The organism is Streptomyces spiralis (assembly GCF_014654675.1).
GTDB lineage: Bacteria > Actinomycetota > Actinomycetes > Streptomycetales > Streptomycetaceae > Streptomyces > Streptomyces spiralis.
The window spans coordinates 28,277-46,133 of record NZ_BNBC01000026.1 but is presented as its reverse complement, the minus strand read 5'-3'; the positions used below and the strand labels follow the sequence as shown (position 1 = coordinate 46,133).

13 protein-coding genes are annotated in these 17,857 nt (G+C 71.4%); 9 read left to right on the top strand and 4 right to left on the bottom strand.

The features are described 5' to 3' along the window. Window positions 1-288 precede the first annotated feature (288 nt). Together IE318_RS25135 and IE318_RS25130 are read left to right on the top strand one after the other, a co-directional pair. Window positions 289-1,323, top strand: a complete 1,035-nt coding sequence (locus IE318_RS25135) for a LacI family DNA-binding transcriptional regulator (RefSeq protein ID WP_268256747.1) — start codon at window positions 289-291, stop codon at window positions 1,321-1,323. A gap of 88 nt (window positions 1,324-1,411) precedes the next feature. After that, window positions 1,412-2,251: a phosphatase PAP2 family protein gene (locus tag IE318_RS25130; protein ID WP_189903879.1), complete on the top strand. Its 840-nt coding sequence runs from the start codon at window positions 1,412-1,414 to the stop codon at window positions 2,249-2,251. A gap of 247 nt (window positions 2,252-2,498) precedes the next feature. Here IE318_RS25130 and IE318_RS25125 read toward each other — a convergent pair whose 3' ends face one another. Further along, entirely contained in the window at window positions 2,499-5,510 is a 3,012-nt protein-coding gene (locus tag IE318_RS25125) for a bifunctional [glutamine synthetase] adenylyltransferase/[glutamine synthetase]-adenylyl-L-tyrosine phosphorylase (protein WP_189903876.1), read from the bottom strand. A 574-nt stretch (window positions 5,511-6,084) separates the two neighbouring features. Here IE318_RS25125 and IE318_RS25120 point away from each other — a divergent pair. The 3 genes from IE318_RS25120 to IE318_RS25110 are packed head-to-tail and all read left to right on the top strand — an operon-like array spanning window position 6,085 to window position 9,258. Then, on the top strand, window positions 6,085-6,975 hold the full coding sequence (locus tag IE318_RS25120; protein WP_189903874.1) for an alkaline phosphatase family protein: 891 nt from the start codon (window positions 6,085-6,087) through the stop codon (window positions 6,973-6,975). Window position 6,976: 1 nt separating this feature from the next. Further along, entirely contained in the window at window positions 6,977-8,242 is a 1,266-nt protein-coding gene (locus IE318_RS25115) for an MFS transporter (RefSeq protein ID WP_189903871.1), read from the top strand. Next, entirely contained in the window at window positions 8,239-9,258 is a 1,020-nt protein-coding gene (locus tag IE318_RS25110) for a TolB family protein (protein ID WP_189903869.1), read from the top strand. The genes IE318_RS25115 and IE318_RS25110 overlap by 4 nt, the downstream gene beginning before the upstream one ends. Window positions 9,259-9,299: 41 nt before the next feature. Here the strand turns inward: IE318_RS25110 and IE318_RS25105 are convergent, their stop codons facing one another. Together IE318_RS25105 and glnA2 are read right to left on the bottom strand one after the other, a co-directional pair. Beyond that, window positions 9,300-10,364, bottom strand: coding sequence for a hypothetical protein (locus tag IE318_RS25105; RefSeq protein ID WP_189903867.1), 1,065 nt, complete (start codon window positions 10,362-10,364; stop codon window positions 9,300-9,302). Window positions 10,365-10,569: 205 nt separating this feature from the next. After that, window positions 10,570-11,931 (bottom strand): gamma-glutamylpolyamine synthetase GlnA2, encoded by a 1,362-nt coding sequence (glnA2, locus tag IE318_RS25100; RefSeq protein ID WP_030169419.1) that lies wholly within the window; start codon window positions 11,929-11,931, stop codon window positions 10,570-10,572. A 353-nt stretch (window positions 11,932-12,284) separates the two neighbouring features. Here glnA2 and IE318_RS25095 point away from each other — a divergent pair, with 353 nt between their 5' ends. Then, window positions 12,285-13,484 carry a globin domain-containing protein gene (locus IE318_RS25095; protein WP_189903865.1) on the top strand — a complete coding sequence of 400 codons (1,200 nt, stop codon included), beginning with the start codon at window positions 12,285-12,287 and terminating at the stop codon, window positions 13,482-13,484. Window positions 13,485-13,610: 126 nt separating this feature from the next. Here the strand turns inward: IE318_RS25095 and IE318_RS25090 are convergent, their stop codons facing one another. Beyond that, complete coding sequence (locus IE318_RS25090) at window positions 13,611-14,054, bottom strand: RrF2 family transcriptional regulator (protein ID WP_189903863.1); 444 nt, start codon at window positions 14,052-14,054, stop codon at window positions 13,611-13,613. Window positions 14,055-14,181: 127 nt separating this feature from the next. Here IE318_RS25090 and IE318_RS25085 point away from each other — a divergent pair, with 127 nt between their 5' ends. The 3 genes from IE318_RS25085 (at window position 14,182) to IE318_RS25075 (ending at window position 17,780) form a co-directional block, all read left to right on the top strand. Then, complete coding sequence (locus IE318_RS25085; protein WP_189903861.1) at window positions 14,182-14,901, top strand: thioredoxin-like domain-containing protein; 720 nt, start codon at window positions 14,182-14,184, stop codon at window positions 14,899-14,901. After that, a complete protein-coding gene (locus IE318_RS25080; RefSeq protein WP_189903859.1) occupies window positions 14,898-15,557 on the top strand; it encodes a DUF305 domain-containing protein in 660 nt (219 codons plus the stop codon). The genes IE318_RS25085 and IE318_RS25080 overlap by 4 nt, the downstream gene beginning before the upstream one ends. A gap of 282 nt (window positions 15,558-15,839) precedes the next feature. Beyond that, entirely contained in the window at window positions 15,840-17,780 is a 1,941-nt protein-coding gene (locus IE318_RS25075) for a S53 family peptidase (RefSeq protein WP_189903857.1), read from the top strand. Window positions 17,781-17,857: the final 77 nt, after the last annotated feature.

Here is a 17,857-nt window from a genome sequence, read left to right as displayed (position 1 = left end):
GCAAGAAGCCGCGACAGTTACCCCGCCGTGACCTGCCCGTCCGGGCCTCACACCCCCGAATTCACGCGGATCGGCGGCACGTCGGACGCTTGTGCAAGACTCTGCAAGCTCTTGCCATACGGTGGCGAGGGGGGAATCATCCCGTTGCGGACCGGACGTCGGGACCGGACGCCGACCACGACACGAGGGAACGCGATGACGCAGCAGCCCACAGCGGGCCGTACAACGGCACGCACCCGGCGCCCGATCGGTGGGCACGGGGGATCGCGACCGGTACAGTCCAGTGCTGTGACCACACGGCTTGCCGACATCGCTGCCCAGGCGGGGGTGAGCGAAGCGACCGTCAGCCGCGTCCTCAACGGGAAGCCGGGCGTCGCCGCCACCACCCGCCAGTCCGTGCTGGCCGCGCTCGACGTCCTCGGCTACGAGCGCCCCGTCCGCCTTCGGCAGCGCAGCGAGGGCCTGGTGGGCCTGATCACCCCGGAGCTGGAGAACCCCATCTTCCCGGCGCTGGCCCAGGTCATCGGGCAGGCCCTCACCCGGCAGGGCTACACGCCGGTGCTGGCCACCCAGACCCCGGGCGGATCCACGGAGGACGAGCTGACCGAGATGCTGGTGGACCGCGGGGTCGCCGGGATCATCTACGTCTCCGGTCTGCACGCGGACACCACGGCCGACATGGAGCGCTACGAGCGCCTGCGCGCCCAGGACGTGCCCTACGTCCTGGTGGACGGCTTCTCCCCGAAGGTGCAGGCGCCGTTCATCTCCCCCGACGACCGCGCGGCGATGACCCTGGCCGTGACGCACCTCGTCTCGCTGGGCCACACCCGCATCGGCCTGGCGCTCGGCCCCAAGCGCTTCGTCCCGGTCCAGCGCAAGATCGAGGGCTTCGTCCGGGCGATGCAGGACCAACTGGACCTGGCCCCGGCAGTCGTCGAGGCGGAGCTGATCCAGCACTCGCTCTACACCCTGGAGGGCGGCCAGGCCGCCGCGACGGCGCTCATCGAGCGCGACTGCACGGCGATCGTCTGCGCCAGCGACATGATGGCGCTGGGCGCGATACGGGCGGCCCGGCAACGCGGCCTGGAGGTCCCCCGGGACGTCTCCGTGGTCGGCTTCGACGACTCCCCGCTGATCGCCTTCACCGACCCGCCGCTGACGACGATCCGCAAGCCGGTGCCGGCGATGGGCCAGGCGGCCGTGCGCACCCTGCTCGAGGAGATCGGCGGGACACCGGCGCCGCACAGCGAGTTCGTGTTCATGCCGGAGCTGGTGGTACGCGGCTCCACGGCATCGGCCCCGGGGGACCGCAACCGCGCCTAGGGGGTGTCTCGCGCCCCCAGGACATGCGATCCGGACCCGACCGCGGGATGATCTGCGCAAGAAGTCTTTTCTGGCAGACTCTGTGCCCATGGGTGACATGACGGTGACGCGACCGGAAGGCCCGGAACTTCAGGCCCTTCCCCACCCCGCCACGGACGACACCCCGCCCGCCCTCACGCGGCGACTGCGCACACCCCGCCACCCCCGGCTGTGGTTCGAGATCCTGCTGATCGCGGTCAGTTACTGGACGTACTCGGTCATCCGCAACGCCGTGCCGGAACAGCGGGCGAAGGCGCTGAGCAACGCGGACTGGGTCTGGCGCGTGGAGCACCAACTGGGCATCGCCGCCGAGCAGACGATCAACCACGCCGTCGACTCGGTGACTTGGCTGATCATCGGCATGAACTACTACTACGCGACGCTGCACTTCGTGGTCACCGTGGGCGTGCTGGTCTGGCTCTACCGCAGCCACCCCGGCCGCTACTCGGCGGCGCGCCTGGCCCTCTTCGCCACCACGGGAGTCGCCCTCCTCGGCTACTACCTCTTCCCCCTGGCGCCACCGCGCCTGATGACCGGCGGCCACTTCATCGACACGGTGCAGGTCCACCACACCTGGGGCTCCATGGCCTCCGGCGACCTCAAGCACATGTCCAACCAGTACGCCGCGATGCCCTCGATGCACATCGGCTGGTCACTGTGGTGCGGGCTGACGCTCTTCGCGCTCACCGCCGTCCCCTGGGTACGTGTCCTCGCGATTCTGTACCCCGCGGCCACCCTCCTCGTCATCGTCGCGACCGCCAACCACTTCTGGCTCGATGCGGTGGGTGGCGTGCTGTGCCTCGCCGTCGGCTTCACGGTGGCCCGAACCTGGTACGGGGCGCTGCCCCACGCCCTGCCGCAAACGGCTTGGCAGCCGGCGAGAGCGTAGGCGACTCGGCGGTGCACCTGGGTGGGGGTTGCCGTAGGTGGGAGCGCGCACCGCGCGTGCGGGTGCCGCTGCGCCCACCCGTGCCGCCTGGGGTACCTCCCAGGCGTTAAGCACTGGGGGAGGCACGACTGCCCGCAGCCAGGTGGGCCGTATGTCCGTGTGCGGCGGGCCGGCCCCGCCACCACGACCCCGACCCACCCAGACCCCGTAGGCGCCCCACCCCGCACACGCGAAGCCGCCGGCCGGCCTACGTCGCGTAGAACAGCTCCTCCACAACCCCCCGAGCCCGCCGCGCCGTGCGCCGGTACGCGTCGAGCATGTCGCCCACGTGCCCGGGCCCGTACCCCAGATACCGCCCCACCGCGGCCAGCTCCCGCGGCTCGGAGGGAAACGTGTCCCCCGCCCGCCCGCGCACCAGCATCACCGCGTTCCGCACCCGCGTGGCCAGCACCCACGCCTCGTCCAGCGTCGCGGCGTCCTCCTCCGACACCAGCCCGGCCCCCCGCGCCGCCGCCAGCGCCTCCCGCGTCCGGGTCGTCCGCAGCCCCGCCACCTCGGCCCCGTGCCGCATCTGCAGCAGCTGCACGGTCCACTCCACATCCGACAGCCCACCCGGCCCCAGCTTGGTGTGCAGCTTGGGATCCATCCCGCGCGGCACCCGCTCGGCCTCCATCCGCGCCTTCAGCCGCCGGATCTCCCGGACCGCGTCCTCCCCGAGCCCACCCCACGGATACCGCAGCGGATCGATCAGCTCCATGAACCGCCGCCCGAGATCCTCGTCCCCCGCCACCGGCTCCGCCCGCAGCAGGGCCTGCGACTCCCACACCAGCGACCACCGCCGGTAGTACGCCTCGTACGACGTCAGCGTGCGCACCAGCGGCCCCGACTTCCCCTCGGGCCGCAGATCCGCGTCGACCAGCAGCGCCGGATCCGCGCTCGGGATCTGCAGCAGCCGCCGCATCTCGGCCACCACCCGGTTCGCCGCCTCCGCGGCCTCCCGCTCCTCCACACCCTCCCGGGGTTCGTGCACGAACAGCACGTCCGCGTCCGACCCGTAGCCCAGCTCGTGCCCCCCGAACCGTCCCATGCCGATGATCGCGAATCGGGTGGGCAGCGTGTCCCCCCACCCCCCGCGCACCACCGCGCGCAAGGTGCCCGCGAGCGTCGCCGCCGTCAGGTCCGACACGGCGCCGCCGACGAGGTCCACGAGCGCGCCCTGGTCGGCCTCGGCGGGCTGGGCCTCGGTGCCGTAGGAACCGACGATGTCGGCGGCGGCCGTACGGAACAGCTCCCGCCGCCGCACCCCGCGCGCCGCCGTGACCCCCTGCTCGGCGCTCTCGGCGCGGCCGACGGCCGCCAGGACCTCCTGCTCCAGCTGGGCCCGCCCGCGCGGTTCGAGCCCGCCGCCGTCACCGCCCCCGTCGCCGAGCAGCGCCACCGCCTCCGGCGCCCGCATCAGCAGGTCGGGGGCGAGCCGCCCGGCCGACAGCACCCGGGCGAGGTTCTCGGCCGCGGCCCCCTCGTCCCGCAGCAGCCGCAGGTACCAGGGGGTCTTGCCGAGCGCGTCGGAGACCTTGCGGAAGTTCAGCAGCCCGGCGTCCGGATCGGCGGAGTCCGCGAACCAGCCCAGCAGCACGGGCAGCAGGGTGCGCTGGATGGCCGCCTTCCGCGTGACACCCGACGCCAGCGCCTCCAGGTGCCGCAGCGCCGCCGCCGGATCGGCGTATCCGAGCGCGACCAGCCGCTCGCGGGCCGCCTCCGGGCTCAACCGTGCCTCGCCGGGAGCGAGTTGGGCGACGGCGTCGAGCAGCGGCCGGTAGAAGAGCTTCTCGTGCAGCCGCCGTACGACGCCGGTGTGCCGCTTCCACTCGCGGGTGAGCTCGGCGACGGGGTCGGCGCGCAGCCCCATGGACCGGCCGAGGCGGCGCAGGTCGGCCTCGTCCTCGGGCAGCAGGTGGGTGCGGCGCAGCCGGAAGAGCTGGATGCGGTGTTCGAGCAGGCGCAGGAAGCGGTAGGACTCGCCGAGCTGCACGGCGTCCGCGCGGCCGACGTAACCACCCGCGGCGAGGGCGAGCAGCGCGTCCAGCGTGGTCCCGCTGCGCAGCGAGGCGTCCGTCCGCCCGTGCACCAGTTGCAGCAGCTGAACGGCGAACTCGACGTCCCGCAGACCGCCCGGACCGAGTTTGAGCTCGCGCTCGACCTCGGAGACGGGAATGTTCTCCACGACCCGGCGGCGCATCTTCTGCACGTCGGCGACGAAGTTCTCCCGTTCGGCGGCCTGCCAGACCAGCGGGTCGAGGGCGGCGACGTACCGCGCGCCGAGCTCGGCGTCCCCGGCGACCGGCCGGGCCTTGAGCAGCGCCTGGAACTCCCAGGTCTTGGCCCATCGCTGGTAGTAGGCGACATGGCTGCTCAGCGTGCGCACCAGCGGACCGTTCCTGCCCTCGGGCCGCAGGTTGGCGTCGACGGGCCAGATGGAGCCCTCCACCGTGGTCTCGGAGCAGATCCGCATCATGTGCGAGGCGAGCCGGGTGGCGGCGCGCAGGGCCGCCTGCTCGTCGCCGCCTTCGCCCCCCTCGACGGCCTCGCCGACGAAGATGACGTCGACGTCGGAGACGTAGTTCAGCTCGTGCCCGCCGCACTTGCCCATCGCGATCACCGCGAGCCGGCACAGCGCGGCGTCGTCGGGCGCGGCGGCGCAGGCGATGCGCAGCGCGGCGCGCAGGGTGGCGGTGGCGAGGTCGGCGAGCTCGGCGGCGGTCTCGGCGACGCCGGTGGTGCCGCACACGTCGCGGGCGGCGATGGACAGCAGGCAGCGGCGGTAGGCGACGCGCAGCGAGACGGGGTCCTCGGCCTCGGCCAGCCCCCGCTCGAACTCCTCCAGGCCGGGATGCAGGTCCCGCGGCTCGTAGGTGACGAGAGCGTGCCAGTCGCCGGAGTGCCGGGCGAGGTGGTCGCCGAGCGCGGCGGACGCGCCGAGCACGCCGAGCAGCCGGTCGCGCAGCGGTTTGGCCGCTATCAGCGTGTCGAGCAGTTCCCGCCGGGCGGTCGGTGAGGGCTGCGCCTCCAGCAGCCGTACCAGCCCGCGCAGCGCCAGGTCCGGGTCGGCGGTCGCGCCCAGCGCCTCCAGCAGGACCGGGTCGTTCCTTATCGGCGCGAGCTCGGGGCCGTCCAGCAGCCGCTCGGCGGCGGAGGCCTCGGTGAAGCCGTGCCGCAGCAGCCGCGTGAAGGTACTGCTCCTGCGCCCCGGCGCCGTCATCCCGGCCTCCCATCGGATCAGGTCCTCGAACCAAGGTCGTCCTGGCCAGAGCCTAGCCGCAGCAAGCGAAGCGAGCCGCGGCGACGGCCACGACTTTTCCCCACGCATACGCCACCGGCGCGGAACGGACGGCGTCCAGGCGGGCGGCATGCAGGCGGGCTGCGCGGAACGGACGGCGGGGAGGCGGGCGGCGCCGGGGCCGGTCGGGTCGCGAGCCAGGCCGGGCCGGGTCGCGCCGCACCGGAGGGGGCCGGGCCGCGCAAGGTCGGGACGGCACGGTCAGGCGGCCGCCAGGTCGGGCCGGACCGGAACGGGCCCGCGTCAGGGCGGGCCGGGTCGGGCCGTGACAGGGCGGCAGCTTCCCCGCTGAGCGACCTGCCCCCTCGGGGCACCAGCCCGCCCCGCGGCACCAGCCCACCACGCGGCAACCACCCACCCCGCTGCAACAGTCCACCCCGCGGCAGCAGTTCACCCGGTCTTCACCCTCCGGGCCGGGCGGCGTGGGGTGGGGCGCATCTTGGCGTGTGCATGCTCTCCCTGCACCGCCGACCCCGCTCTTCCACCGGAGGTTGATGTGTCCGGCAGTTCCGTGTTCCGCCGCGGCCGTGCCGCCCTGGCGTCCACCGTCGCCCTGGCGGCCGCCGCCGTCGGTCTGTGGTCCGGCCTGGGCGGCTCCTCGCCCGCTCAGGCCGCGACCGGGGTGCCGACCCCGGACCACGTGGTCGTCGTGGTCTTCGAGAACCACGCCTACAGCCAGGTGATCGGCTCCTCCAGCGCCCCGTACATCAACTCGCTGAAGTCCGGCGGCGCCAACCTCACCCAGTCCTACGCCATCACCCACCCGAGCCAGCCGAACTACCTCGCCCTCTTCTCCGGCTCCACCCAGGGCATCACCGACGACAGCTGCTACACCCCCGGCTTCTCCTCGGCCCCCAACCTCGCCTCCGAGCAGCTCGCCGCGGGCCGCACCTGGGCCAGCTACAACGAGTCGCTGCCCAGCCAGGGCTCGACCACGTGCAGCAGCGGCAACTACGCCCGCAAGCACAACCCGTGGTTCGGCTTCAGCAACGTGCCGACGTCGTCCGCGAAGACCTTCGCGCAGTTCCCGACGGACTACTCGACGCTGCCGCAGCTCTCCTTCGTGGTCCCCAACCTGTGCAGCGACATGCACGACTGCTCGGTCTCGACGGGTGACACCTGGCTGAAGAACAACCTCGGCGCGTACGCGACCTGGGCGAAGACCCACAACAGCCTGCTCGTCGTCACCTTCGACGAGGACAACAAGCTCAGCGGCAACCGCATCCCGACCGTCCTGTACGGCCAGCCGGTGACCCCCGGATCGAGCAGCGCGACCACGTACAACCACTACGACCTGCTGCGCACCCTGGAGGACACGCAGGGCCTGACCACGCACGCGGGCAACGCGGCCTCCGCGCACGACATCACGGGCATCTGGGCGTCCTGACGTGTACGTAGCGGACAGTCGTGCGCGGACGTCCGCTGACGGTGCCGTCCGGCCTGTGGCCGGGCGGCGCCGTACCGCGGTCGCTCCTGCCGTCCTCGCCCTCGGGGCGGTCAGTCTGATCACGGACGTGTCGTCCGAGATGGTCACGGCCGTGCTGCCGTTGTACCTGGTCAGCGGGCTGGGCCTGTCGCCGCTGGGCTTCGGGGTGCTGGACGGCGTCTACAACGGCTTCTCGGCGCTCGTACGGCTGGTCGGCGGGCATCTCGCCGACCGGGGCGGCGGGCGGCACAAGTGGGTCGCCGGGTTCGGGTACGCGTTGTCGGCGGTGTGCAAGCCGTTGCTGCTGGTGGCGCACGCGCTGACCCCGATCGGGCTCATCCTCGCCGTCGACCGGACGGGCAAGGGACTGCGGACGGCCCCGCGGGACGCCCTCATCTCGCTGTCGAGCACGGCGGAGTCGCGGGGCCGGGCCTTCGGGGTGCACCGGGCGATGGACACGGCGGGCGCTCTGCTCGGCCCGCTGGTGGCGTTCGGGATCCTGCGGGCCACCGTGGACGGCTACGACGCGGTGTTCACCGTCAGCTTCTGCGTGGCCGCGCTGGGCGTGCTGGTCCTGGTGCTGTTCGTACCGGGCGGGCGACGCGGCGGAACAGCGCCGGAAGTCCCGGCCGCGAAGCCCACGCTGCGAAGTGCGGTGGGGCTGCTGCGCGGCCGTGCGCTGCGCCGGATCAGCGTGTGCGCGCTGCTGCTGGGGCTCGCCACGGTGAGCGACTCGTTCGTCTACCTGCTGCTCCAGCACCGGCTCGGCGTCCCGGACCGCTGGTTCGCGCTGCTCCCGCTCGGCACGGCGGGCGCCTTCCTGCTGCTGGCGATGCCGCTGGGCCGGCTCGCGGACCGGGTGGGCAGGTGGACGGTCTTCCTGGGCGGCCACGGGGCACTGCTGCTCGCCTACGCGCTCCTGCTCACCTCGTGGCACGGCACGGCCCTGCCGTATCTCGTCCTCGCCCTGCACGGCACCTTCTACGCGGCCACCGACGGGGTGCTGATGGCGGCGGCCTCGGAGGGGGTGCCGGCGGCACTGCGCTCGTCCGGGCTGGCCCTGGTGCAGACCGGGCAGGCGGCGGCCCGGTTCGCCTGCTCGCTGCTGTTCGGCGCGGCCTGGACGGTGTGGGGCGACCGCTCGGCGCTGGCCGGGGCGGCCGTGGTGCTGGCCGCGTGTGCCGCGTTCTCCCTCACCCTGCGTCCGAAAGGCCCCGTGACCGCATGACCGTCCGTACCCGCGTCCTGATCCTGGCCTCGGCCGTCGCCGTGCTGGCGGCGGTCGGGCTGGCGTCCGTGCTGCACGCCTCGGCCCGGGCGGACCGCCGCAACCACACCCAGGCCGGCGGTCCGCGGGTCGCCCCGGGCACGGTCACGCTGACCGAGCACGGGCGGATGGTGTTCCGCAACATGGCCTGGGGCCCGCACCGCGACGAGCTGACGACCGTCCCGGCCTCCGACCCCTCCGGCCCGCGCACCGCCTCGGGCGTCAAGTGCCTGCGCTTCTACGCCGCCTCGGGCACCGGGGTGTGCCTGCAGGCGGTGCACGGCCCCGTCTCGGACACCTACCGCGCCCTGATCCTGGACGCGCACCTGAGGACGAGGGCCCGCTACGCCGTCCCCGGCATCCCCTCCCGCGCCCGTGTCTCGCCGAGCGGCCACTTCGCGGCGTGGACGGCGTTCGTGGGCGGCGACTCGTACGCCGGTACGAACTTCTCGACCCGGGCGGCGATCGTGGACGTACGGACGGGCCGGCTCATCCCCACCCTGGAGCAGTTCCGGATCATCAAGGACGGCCGGCCGTACCGGGCGGCGGACGTCAACTTCTGGGGCGTGACGTTCGCGGCGGACGACCGCACCTTCTACGCGACCCTGGCCACGAAGGGGCAGACCTACCTGGTCCGGGGCGACCTGCGCACGAGCACGCTCACCACGCTCCGGCCGAACGTCGAGTGCCCGTCCCTCTCCCCCGACGGCACCCGCATCGCCTTCAAGAAGCGGGTCCAGGGCCTCCCCAAGGACGCCCCCTGGCGCCTGTACGTCCTCGACCTGCGCACCCTCCGCGAAACCCCGACGGCGGAGCCGCGCAGCATCGACGACCAGGCCGTATGGAAGGACACCCACACCCTGGTCTACTCCCTCCCCGGCGACTACGGCGCCGACCTCTACGAGATCCCGTCCGACGGCACGGGAGCACCCCGGCGCATCAGCACGGCGGCGCTGTCCCCGGCGTTCGTCGACTGAGCCCGGCCTCATGGCGTCGAGGTTCGGGCGGACCTCCGCCACTAGGTGTTCTCGCCGCCCTCGATACCCCGTTCGGGGCCCCGCACATTTCCCAGTACCTTGTTTCCCTGAGCGTCGATCATTCGGGTAAGAGACTCCTGCGCGACTCCGAATATGATCGCCCAGGCGGCAATCTGGGAAGTGGAGTCCAGATTCGAAAGGCCAGGAATGACGCGGCCATTGATGAGCATTATTCCGAACAGGGCCGACAGGGCCCCGACGGGGAGCCGCAGAAGGACCAGCATGGCAGGAATCGAATATGGGGTCGTCGTGCCCTGGATCTTTCGGATCGCGAGTGAGCCCGCCAGGGCTGCCGCGCCGGCCCCGACGCCCTCGACAAGCAAGGCATCGACCCGGCTCCCACCTTTCCCCGTGGGGCAGACCTGACCCTGGGGAGGAGTGAAGCACAGGAGAGTGGACATCACGGAATTCCCTTTGAAATTCCAGAGGATGAACAGCGCGGCGACGAAACTGGTGGCCATGACCGCGGCAAGGAGGATGTTGCGGAAGCTCCGGGCCTGGGCCCGCTCCGCCTCCTCCGCTTCATGGGCGGCGAGCAGGGTGGCGACGGCCAACTCCTTCAGGTCGGGCACCATTTCCTGACTGCCGTTCTTCAGACGATCCTCCAGCGCGACCAGTCTGGGGTCGTTCGGGCCGAGGTGCTGTCGAGCCTGGGCAAGGACGACGGTCCCCGCCCATTTGAGTTCGCCTTCGTCCTCGGGCACCAGCTTGAGGAGTTTCACCTCGGCCTTGTGTATGTTGGAATATGCTCGATCGATACGGGAACCGGTCAAGATCGAAATCGGGGTCTTCCAGCCTCCGGCCGCATTTCGCGCCACCGCCAGATGGGTTTCTATCTTCTCCGCAATCTTTTGATCGCCGGTCGAGAGGTCGGACACCTCCTCCCTCCTGTTGAGCAGCGCCTGGAGATGGGCTACGTGCGCGGTGGTGCGCTGCGCCCAGGACGACTTCCTTTTCCCGGCCACGTCGGCATCGGCGTCCGGTTCCCCCCTGTCGCGGCCACGGAGCCGAGCCCACTTGCCGGAAATCCAGTCTGTCGCCGCCATGGCTCCATTGGAGGATTCAAGACGGGTTCGGGCCACTGAAACTGAGCCGTCGGGGTGACACGGCCAAGTGGGAATCCGGGCCGTGCACCCGGCACGGGCCGGCGGCCCGCAGACGGCCCGTGCGGCGTGACACGGCGTGGGGCCGACGGTCCACGACCGTCGGCCCCACCCGCCGCATGACCGGCAGACCCGCTCCGACCCGCGCCTACAGCACCGGCAGATGCTTCCGCAGCTCGTACGCCGTGACCTCGGAGCGGTACTCCTCCCACTCCTGCTTCTTGTTGCGCAGGAAGAAGTCGAAGACGTGTTCGCCGAGGGTTTCGGCGACCAGGTCGCTGTTCTCCATGAGGGTCAGGGCCTCGCCGAGGTTCTGCGGAAGGGGTTCGATGCCCATCGCGCGGCGCTCGGCGTTGGACAGGGCCCAGACGTCGTCCTCGGCGCCGGGCGGGAGCTCGTAGCCCTCCTCGATGCCCTTCAGGCCGGCGGCGAGCAGGACGGCGTAGGCCAGGTAGGGGTTGGCGCCGGAGTCCAGCGAGCGGACCTCGACCCGGGCCGAGCCCGTCTTGCCGGGCTTGTACATCGGTACGCGGACCAGGGCCGAGCGGTTGTTGTGGCCCCAGCAGATGTAGCTGGGGGCCTCGCCGCCGGCGCCCGCGGTGCGCTCGGAGCCGCCCCAGATGCGCTTGTAGGAGTTGACCCACTGGTTGGTGACCGCGGAGATCTCGGCGGCGTGCCGCAGCAGGCCCGCGATGAAGGAGCGGCCGACCTTGGAGAGCTGGTACTCGGCGCCCGACTCGTAGAACGCGTTGCGGTCGCCCTCGAAGAGGGACAGGTGCGAGTGCATGCCGGAGCCGGGGAACTCCGAGAAGGGCTTCGGCATGAAGGTCGCCTGGAGGCCCTGCTCCAGCGCCACCTGCTTCATGACCAGGCGGAACGTCATGATGTTGTCCGCGGTGGACAGGGCGTCGGCGTAGCGCAGGTCGATCTCCTGCTGACCCGGCGCGCCCTCGTGGTGGGAGAACTCCACCGAGATGCCCATCGACTCCAGCATGGTGATCGCCTGGCGGCGGAAGTCCATGCCGATGTTCTGCGGGGTGTGGTCGAAGTAGCCGGAGTTGTCGGCGGGGGTCGGACGGGTGCCGTCGACCGGGCGGTCCTTCAGCAGGAAGAACTCGATCTCCGGGTGGGTGTAGAAGGTGAAGCCCAGGTCGGAGGTGCGCGCCAGGGCGCGCTTGAGGACGTAGCGGGGGTCCGCGAAGGACGGGGAGCCGTCCGGCATCAGGATGTCGCAGAACATGCGGGCGGTGCCAGGGGCCTCGGCGCGCCAGGGCAGGATCTGGAACGTGGACGGGTCGGGCTTGGCGATCATGTCGGACTCGTAGACCCGGGCGAAGCCCTCGATGGCGGAGCCGTCGAAGCCGATGCCCTCGTCGAACGCCTGCTCCAGCTCGGCGGGTGCCACGGCCACGGACTTCAGGAAGCCCAGCACGTCCGTGAACCACAGGCGTACGAACCGGATGTCGCGCTCCTCCAACGTCCGGAGCACGAACTCCTGCTGCTTGTCCATCTTCCGCTTCCCCATCCTTGCTGGTCAGGCCGCCTGTGTCCGTACGTCGGCACTGGAGGCGGTCGGGCACCCATGGCATCACACCACATCACCGTTTCACACGCGTTTCGCGGCTTCATCGCCCGGCTGTCGCCGGTCCGAACGCCTCGCGTACGGCGGGTGCACGGCGGGTGTACTGCCCTGCGCCCATCTTGCCCCCTGAGCAGCGCTCCTGTAACGGCCCAGGCCCTGCCCGGTTGAGCGAGATGTGGAGGAAACGTGAGCGAAACCACGCCGGTTTAATTTGCATCTCAAATGCAAGTTTCCTTAGCGTTTCGATCAGACGAGCGATCGAGCCTTCGAGGAGTTCCACGATGCTGTCCGAACAGTCCGCGGCCACCGTCCGCGCCACCCTTCCCGCCGTCGGCGCGGCCATCGGCGAGATCACCGAGCGCTTCTACGCCAAGCTGTTCGACGCTCACCCCGAACTCCTGCGCGACCTGTTCAACCGCGGCAACCAGGCCTCCGGCGCCCAGAAGCAGGCCCTGGCCGGCTCCATCGCCGGCTTCGCCACGTACCTGGTGAACAACCCCGACCAGCGTCCGGACGTGATGCTGCACCGCATCGCCCACAAGCACGCCTCGCTGGGCATCGTCCCGGAGCAGTACCCGATCGTCCACGAGCACCTGTTCGCCGCCATCGCCGAGGTCCTCGGCGACGCGGTCACCGAGGAGGTCGCCGCCGCCTGGACCGAGGTCTACTGGCTGATGGCCAACGCCCTGATCGCGATCGAGAAGCGGCTGTACGCGCAGAGCGAGCAGACCGGCTGGCGCGAGTGGAAGGTCGTCGAGCGGGTCGAGGAGACCGCCGACGTGGCCACCTTCAAGCTGCGCCCGGCCGACGACGGCCCGGTCCCCGGCTACCGCGCCGGCCAGTACGTCTCGGTCGGCGTCACGCTCGCCGACGGCGCCCGGCAGATCCGCCAGTACAGCCTGACCGCGGCCCCCGGCTCGCCGGAGCGGCAGTTCGCGGTCAAGCGGGTCACCGGCGACGCCACGACCCCCGACGGCGAGGTCTCCAACCACCTGCACGCCCACGTGCGCGAGGGCGACGTCCTGCAGCTGTCCGCCCCGTACGGCGACCTCGTCCTCGAGGACACCGACGCGCCGCTGCTGCTCGCCTCCGCGGGCATCGGCGTCACCCCGATGGTCGCCATGCTGGAGCAGCTCGCCCTGGCCGGCCACAGCGCCCCCGTGGCCGTGGTGCACGCCGACCGCTCCCCCGCCTCGCACGCGCTGCGCACCGACCACGCGGCGTACGCGGCCAAGCTGCCCCAGGCGGAGACGGCCTTCTTCTACGAGCAGTACGACGAGGACGCGGCGGGCTACGGGCGGCCCGGCCTGGTGGACCTCGCCGACGTCGACGTGGCACCCGGTACGCAGGCCTACCTGTGCGGTCCGCTGCCGTTCATGCGGGCGGTGCGCGAGCAGCTCATCGCCAAGGGTGTGGCCCCGGCCGACATCCACTACGAGGTCTTCGGCCCCGACCTGTGGCTGGTCCAGGCCGCGGCCTGAGCGAAAGCGAAAGCGAAACCGCAAGGGCCGGCCGGGGGCGGTGTGCACCGCCCCGGCCGGCCCTTGCGCGTTCCCTTGCCTGTTCCCCTGCGCGTTTCCTGTTCCCGGCCGGGGGCGCCGGAGCGCTCAGGAGGTCCGCCGTGCGCTGGGCAGCCCCAGCAGCAGCGGGCCCGTGGGGTCCGCGACCATGTCGGCGACCGTGAGCGGGTCGAGCGCGGCGTAGAACGCCTCCTGGGCCCGGCGCAGGGCACCGCGCAGGCGGCAGTCGGAGTTCAGCGGGCAGGGCGCGGTGCCCTCGCAGTCGGCGACGTCGCCCTCGCCCTCCAGGTCCCGCACGATCGCGCCGACCGACGCGTCGCGGCCGGCCTCGGTGAGGCTGAGTCCGCCGCCCCGGCCGCGGCGGGTCTCGAGCAGCCCGCGGTGCTGGAGTTCGGCGACGACCTTCGCGGCATGCGTGTACGGCACGTTCATGTCCGCAGCGACCTCCCGGGTCGTGGGGGTCGACTTGCCCGCGACGGCGAGCCGCATCAGAACGCGCAGCGCCATGTCGGTGGAGCGCAGCAGCCGCATACGGCCAGCGTAGGGTAATCGGAATCTGCGCTTCAACTTTTCGCGGTCTCCCGTCGCCCCACCGGCCCCACTACCATCAGCACGTTCGCCGCACCCGACCGTCCCCTGACCCGAAGGACTTACGCCCATGGGCTCCGCCAGCACCGGCAAGACCAGCGCCGACGGGCGCAAGGCACATGTGCAGGAGTTGCGCCGCGCCGAGCGGGCCCGGGAGCGCCGGACACGGATCCTGGCGATCACGGCGAGCGTGGTGGCCGTCGCGGGCCTCGTCGTCGGCGGCGTGGTCTTCGTCCAGTCGCGCTCCGACGACGACAAGTCGACCGACGCGGCCACCGAGGCCAAGGCGGCCCAGGACGGCAAGGCGGGCGGCAAGGTGGGCAAGGACGGTGCGGGCCACTTCGTGACCGGCAAGGACGGGGTGCGGACCTGGACGGGCGAGCTGTCCCGCAACCACGTCACCGCGCCGGTCTCGTACCCGATGCATCCGCCCGTGGGCGGCGACCACAACCCGGTCTGGCTGAACTGCAACGGCGACGTCTACACCGAGCCCGTCAAGGACGAGAACGCCGTGCACTCGCTGGAGCACGGCGCGGTCTGGGTGACGTACACCGGCAAGGCGGCCGAGTCGGACGTGGCGGCGCTCGCGGCCAAGGTGAAGAAGACGCCGTACACACTGATGAGCCCGTACGAGAACCAGCAGGCTCCGCTGATGCTCTCGGCGTGGGGCCACCAGCTCACCGTGAAGAGCGCCTCGGACCCGGCCGTGGACAAGTTCTTCGCCACCTATGTGCAGGGCTCGCAGACGCCCGAGCCGGGTGCCTCGTGCACCGGCGGAGTGATGAAGTGAGCAAGTACGTCGGCTGGATCGCGGGGGCCGCCGCGACCGCGTTGGTCGCGGCCGGGGCGATCACCTACGCGGTGGCGGAGGACAACGCCGGCTCCGGTACGAACCGGCCGGCCACCCCTTCCGCCGACTCCGCGGACGCCGGTTTCGCCCGGGACATGGCGGTCCACCACCAGCAGGCCGTCGAGATGTCGTTCATCGTGCGCGACCGTACGACCGACCCCGAAGTGCGCCGTCTCGCCTACGACATCGCCCAGACTCAGGCCAACCAGCGGGGCATGCTGCTGGGCTGGCTCGACCTGTGGGGGCTGCCGAAGGTGTCGGCGGATCCGCCGATGACATGGATGGGCATGGGGGACATGGCCACCGGCAAGGACGGCGCGCTGATGCCGGGCATGGCGACCAACACGCAGCTGAAGAAGCTGGGCGGACTGAGCGGCAGGCAGGCCGAGGTCTTCTACCTCCAGTTGATGACGGCCCATCACAAGGGCGGCATCCACATGGCCGAGGGCTGTGTCGACCGGTGCACGGTGGGCGTGGAGAAGAGGCTGGCGCAGGGCATGGTGGACGCGCAGCGGTCCGAGATCCGGCTCATGGCCGACATGCTCGAGAAGCGCGGCGCCGCGCCGGTTGCTGACGGCACCGCGCCCGGTTCCTGACACACGCGCACCACGGCTCCCGTATCCACCGGAACGTGACATCCGCCCACCGGAATGCGGGGAACAAAACTCGCAATTCGGCTGTAACTCCCCGCACGTGACGGTTCCTTGGGTTTCTCTTGGCTTGCTCATTCCCCTGGCATGCACGGTTCATCGGGAAGAGTGGCCCTCGATCGTGTGATCCATTCACGGGCGTGGGCCGAACCGCCGCGGCCCCCGCGCGGATCACGCGAGAACCAAGCACTCAGTGCGTGACATGCGATCCGCATCGCAGGGGGTTCTATGAGATCCAACCGCGCCACCGTGCGCGCCGGAGTGAGCATGGCGGCGACGCTGCCGATGCTCGCCGGTGCGCTGGCGCTCGGCATACCCGCGGCGCACGCCGCGGACCACTCGGGCCGAGGCGCCCTCGCGGGCACCAAGCCCGCGTGGGCGACGGCCAAGGCGGACAAGGGCGCCACCTCGAACGGCGCCCAGGTGAACGCCCGGGTGTACCTGGCCGGCCGCGACGCCGCCGGCCTCGCCGCGTACGCCAAGGCGGTCGCCGACCCGTCCTCGCCCATGTACGGCAAGTACCTGAGCGCCAAGCAGACGCAAGCGCGCTTCGGCGCGACCAAGGCCCAGGTGGCCGCCGTGAAGTCGTGGCTGAAGTCGGCGGGCCTGAAGGTCACTTCCGTCACCCCGCACTACATCGCGGTCTCCGGTGACGTCGCCGCCGCCGAGAAGGCGTTCGGCACCCAGCTGCACAACTTCGCCAAGGGCTCGAAGACCTACCGTGCGCCGGCCCAGACGGCCTCGGTGCCCGACGGCCTGAAGGGCTCCGTCCTGACCGTCACCGGCCTGGACAACGCCCCGCACAAGGCGAACCACAAGGACCAGCTGCCGCCGCCGGACGCGGTGTTCAAGAACGCCGGGCCGTTCTCCTCGTACTACGGCTCGAACACGGCGAGCACCCTGCCGTCCGCCTACGGCCAGACGATCCCGTACGCCGTCCAGGGCTACACGGGCGAGCAGCTGCGGGCCGCCTACGGCGCCGGCACCTACACCGGCAAGGGCGTCCGGGTCGCGATCACCGACGCGTACGCCTCGCCGACCATCGCCTTCGACGCGTCGAGCTACGCGAAGAAGCACGGTGACGCGGCCTGGAAGACGGGCCAGCTGACCCAGGTGCTGCCGAAGAACTACACCAAGACCAAGGAGTGCGGGGCCGCGGGCTGGTACGGCGAGGAGACCCTCGACGTCGAGGCCGTGCACGCGGTCGCGCCCAATGCCAGCGTCACGTACGTGGGCGCCGCCTCCTGCTACGACGACGACCTGCTGGACTCGCTCAGCAAGATCGTCGACAACCACCTGGCCGACATCGTCTCCAACTCCTGGGGCGACATCGAGGCCAACCAGACGCCGGACCTGGCCGCGGCCTACGACCAGGTGTTCCAGTTCGGCGCGGTGGAGGGCATCGGCTTCTACTTCTCCTCCGGTGACAACGGCGACGAGGTCGCCAACACCGGCACGAAGCAGGTCGACACCCCGGCCAACTCGGCGTGGGTGACCGCGGTCGGCGGCACCTCGCTGGCCGTCGGCAAGGACAACACGTACCAGTGGGAGACCGGCTGGGGCACCGAGAAGGCCACCCTGTCGGCCGACGGCAAGAGCTGGACGAACTTCCCGGGCTCCTACACCTCCGGTGCGGGCGGCGGCACCAGCAAGACCGTGCCGCAGCCGTACTACCAGAAGGGCGTCGTCCCGAAGGCGCTGGCCACGGCCAACAACGCCGAGGGCAACCGCGTCGTCCCGGACATCGCGGCGATCGCCGACCCCAACACCGGTTTCCTCGTCGGCCAGACGCAGACCTTCCCGGACGGGTCGGAGCAGTACAGCGAGTACCGCATCGGCGGCACCTCGCTGGCCGCGCCGGTCATCGCGGCCGTGCAGGCCCTCGCCCAGGAGGCCCGCGGCGGCAAGGCGATCGGCTTCGCCAACCCGACCATCTACTCGAAGTACGGCTCGAAGCTGTACCACGACGTGGTGGACCAGCCGACCGGCAAGGAACTGGCCGTCGCGCGCGTCGACTACGTCAACGGGTTCGACGCCAGCGGTGGTCTGAGCGTCTCCGTCCGCAGCCTCGGCAAGGACAGCTCGCTCAAGGCCGTCAAGGGCTACGACGACGTCACCGGCGTGGGCTCCCCCGCGAACGGCTACGTCAACTCCTACCGCCGCCACTGACACCCGGCCACAAGCGCGCCCGCTCCTCCTCCGCGAGGGGCGGGCGCGCCTGCGTGCGCAGGAACGGCACCCACCAC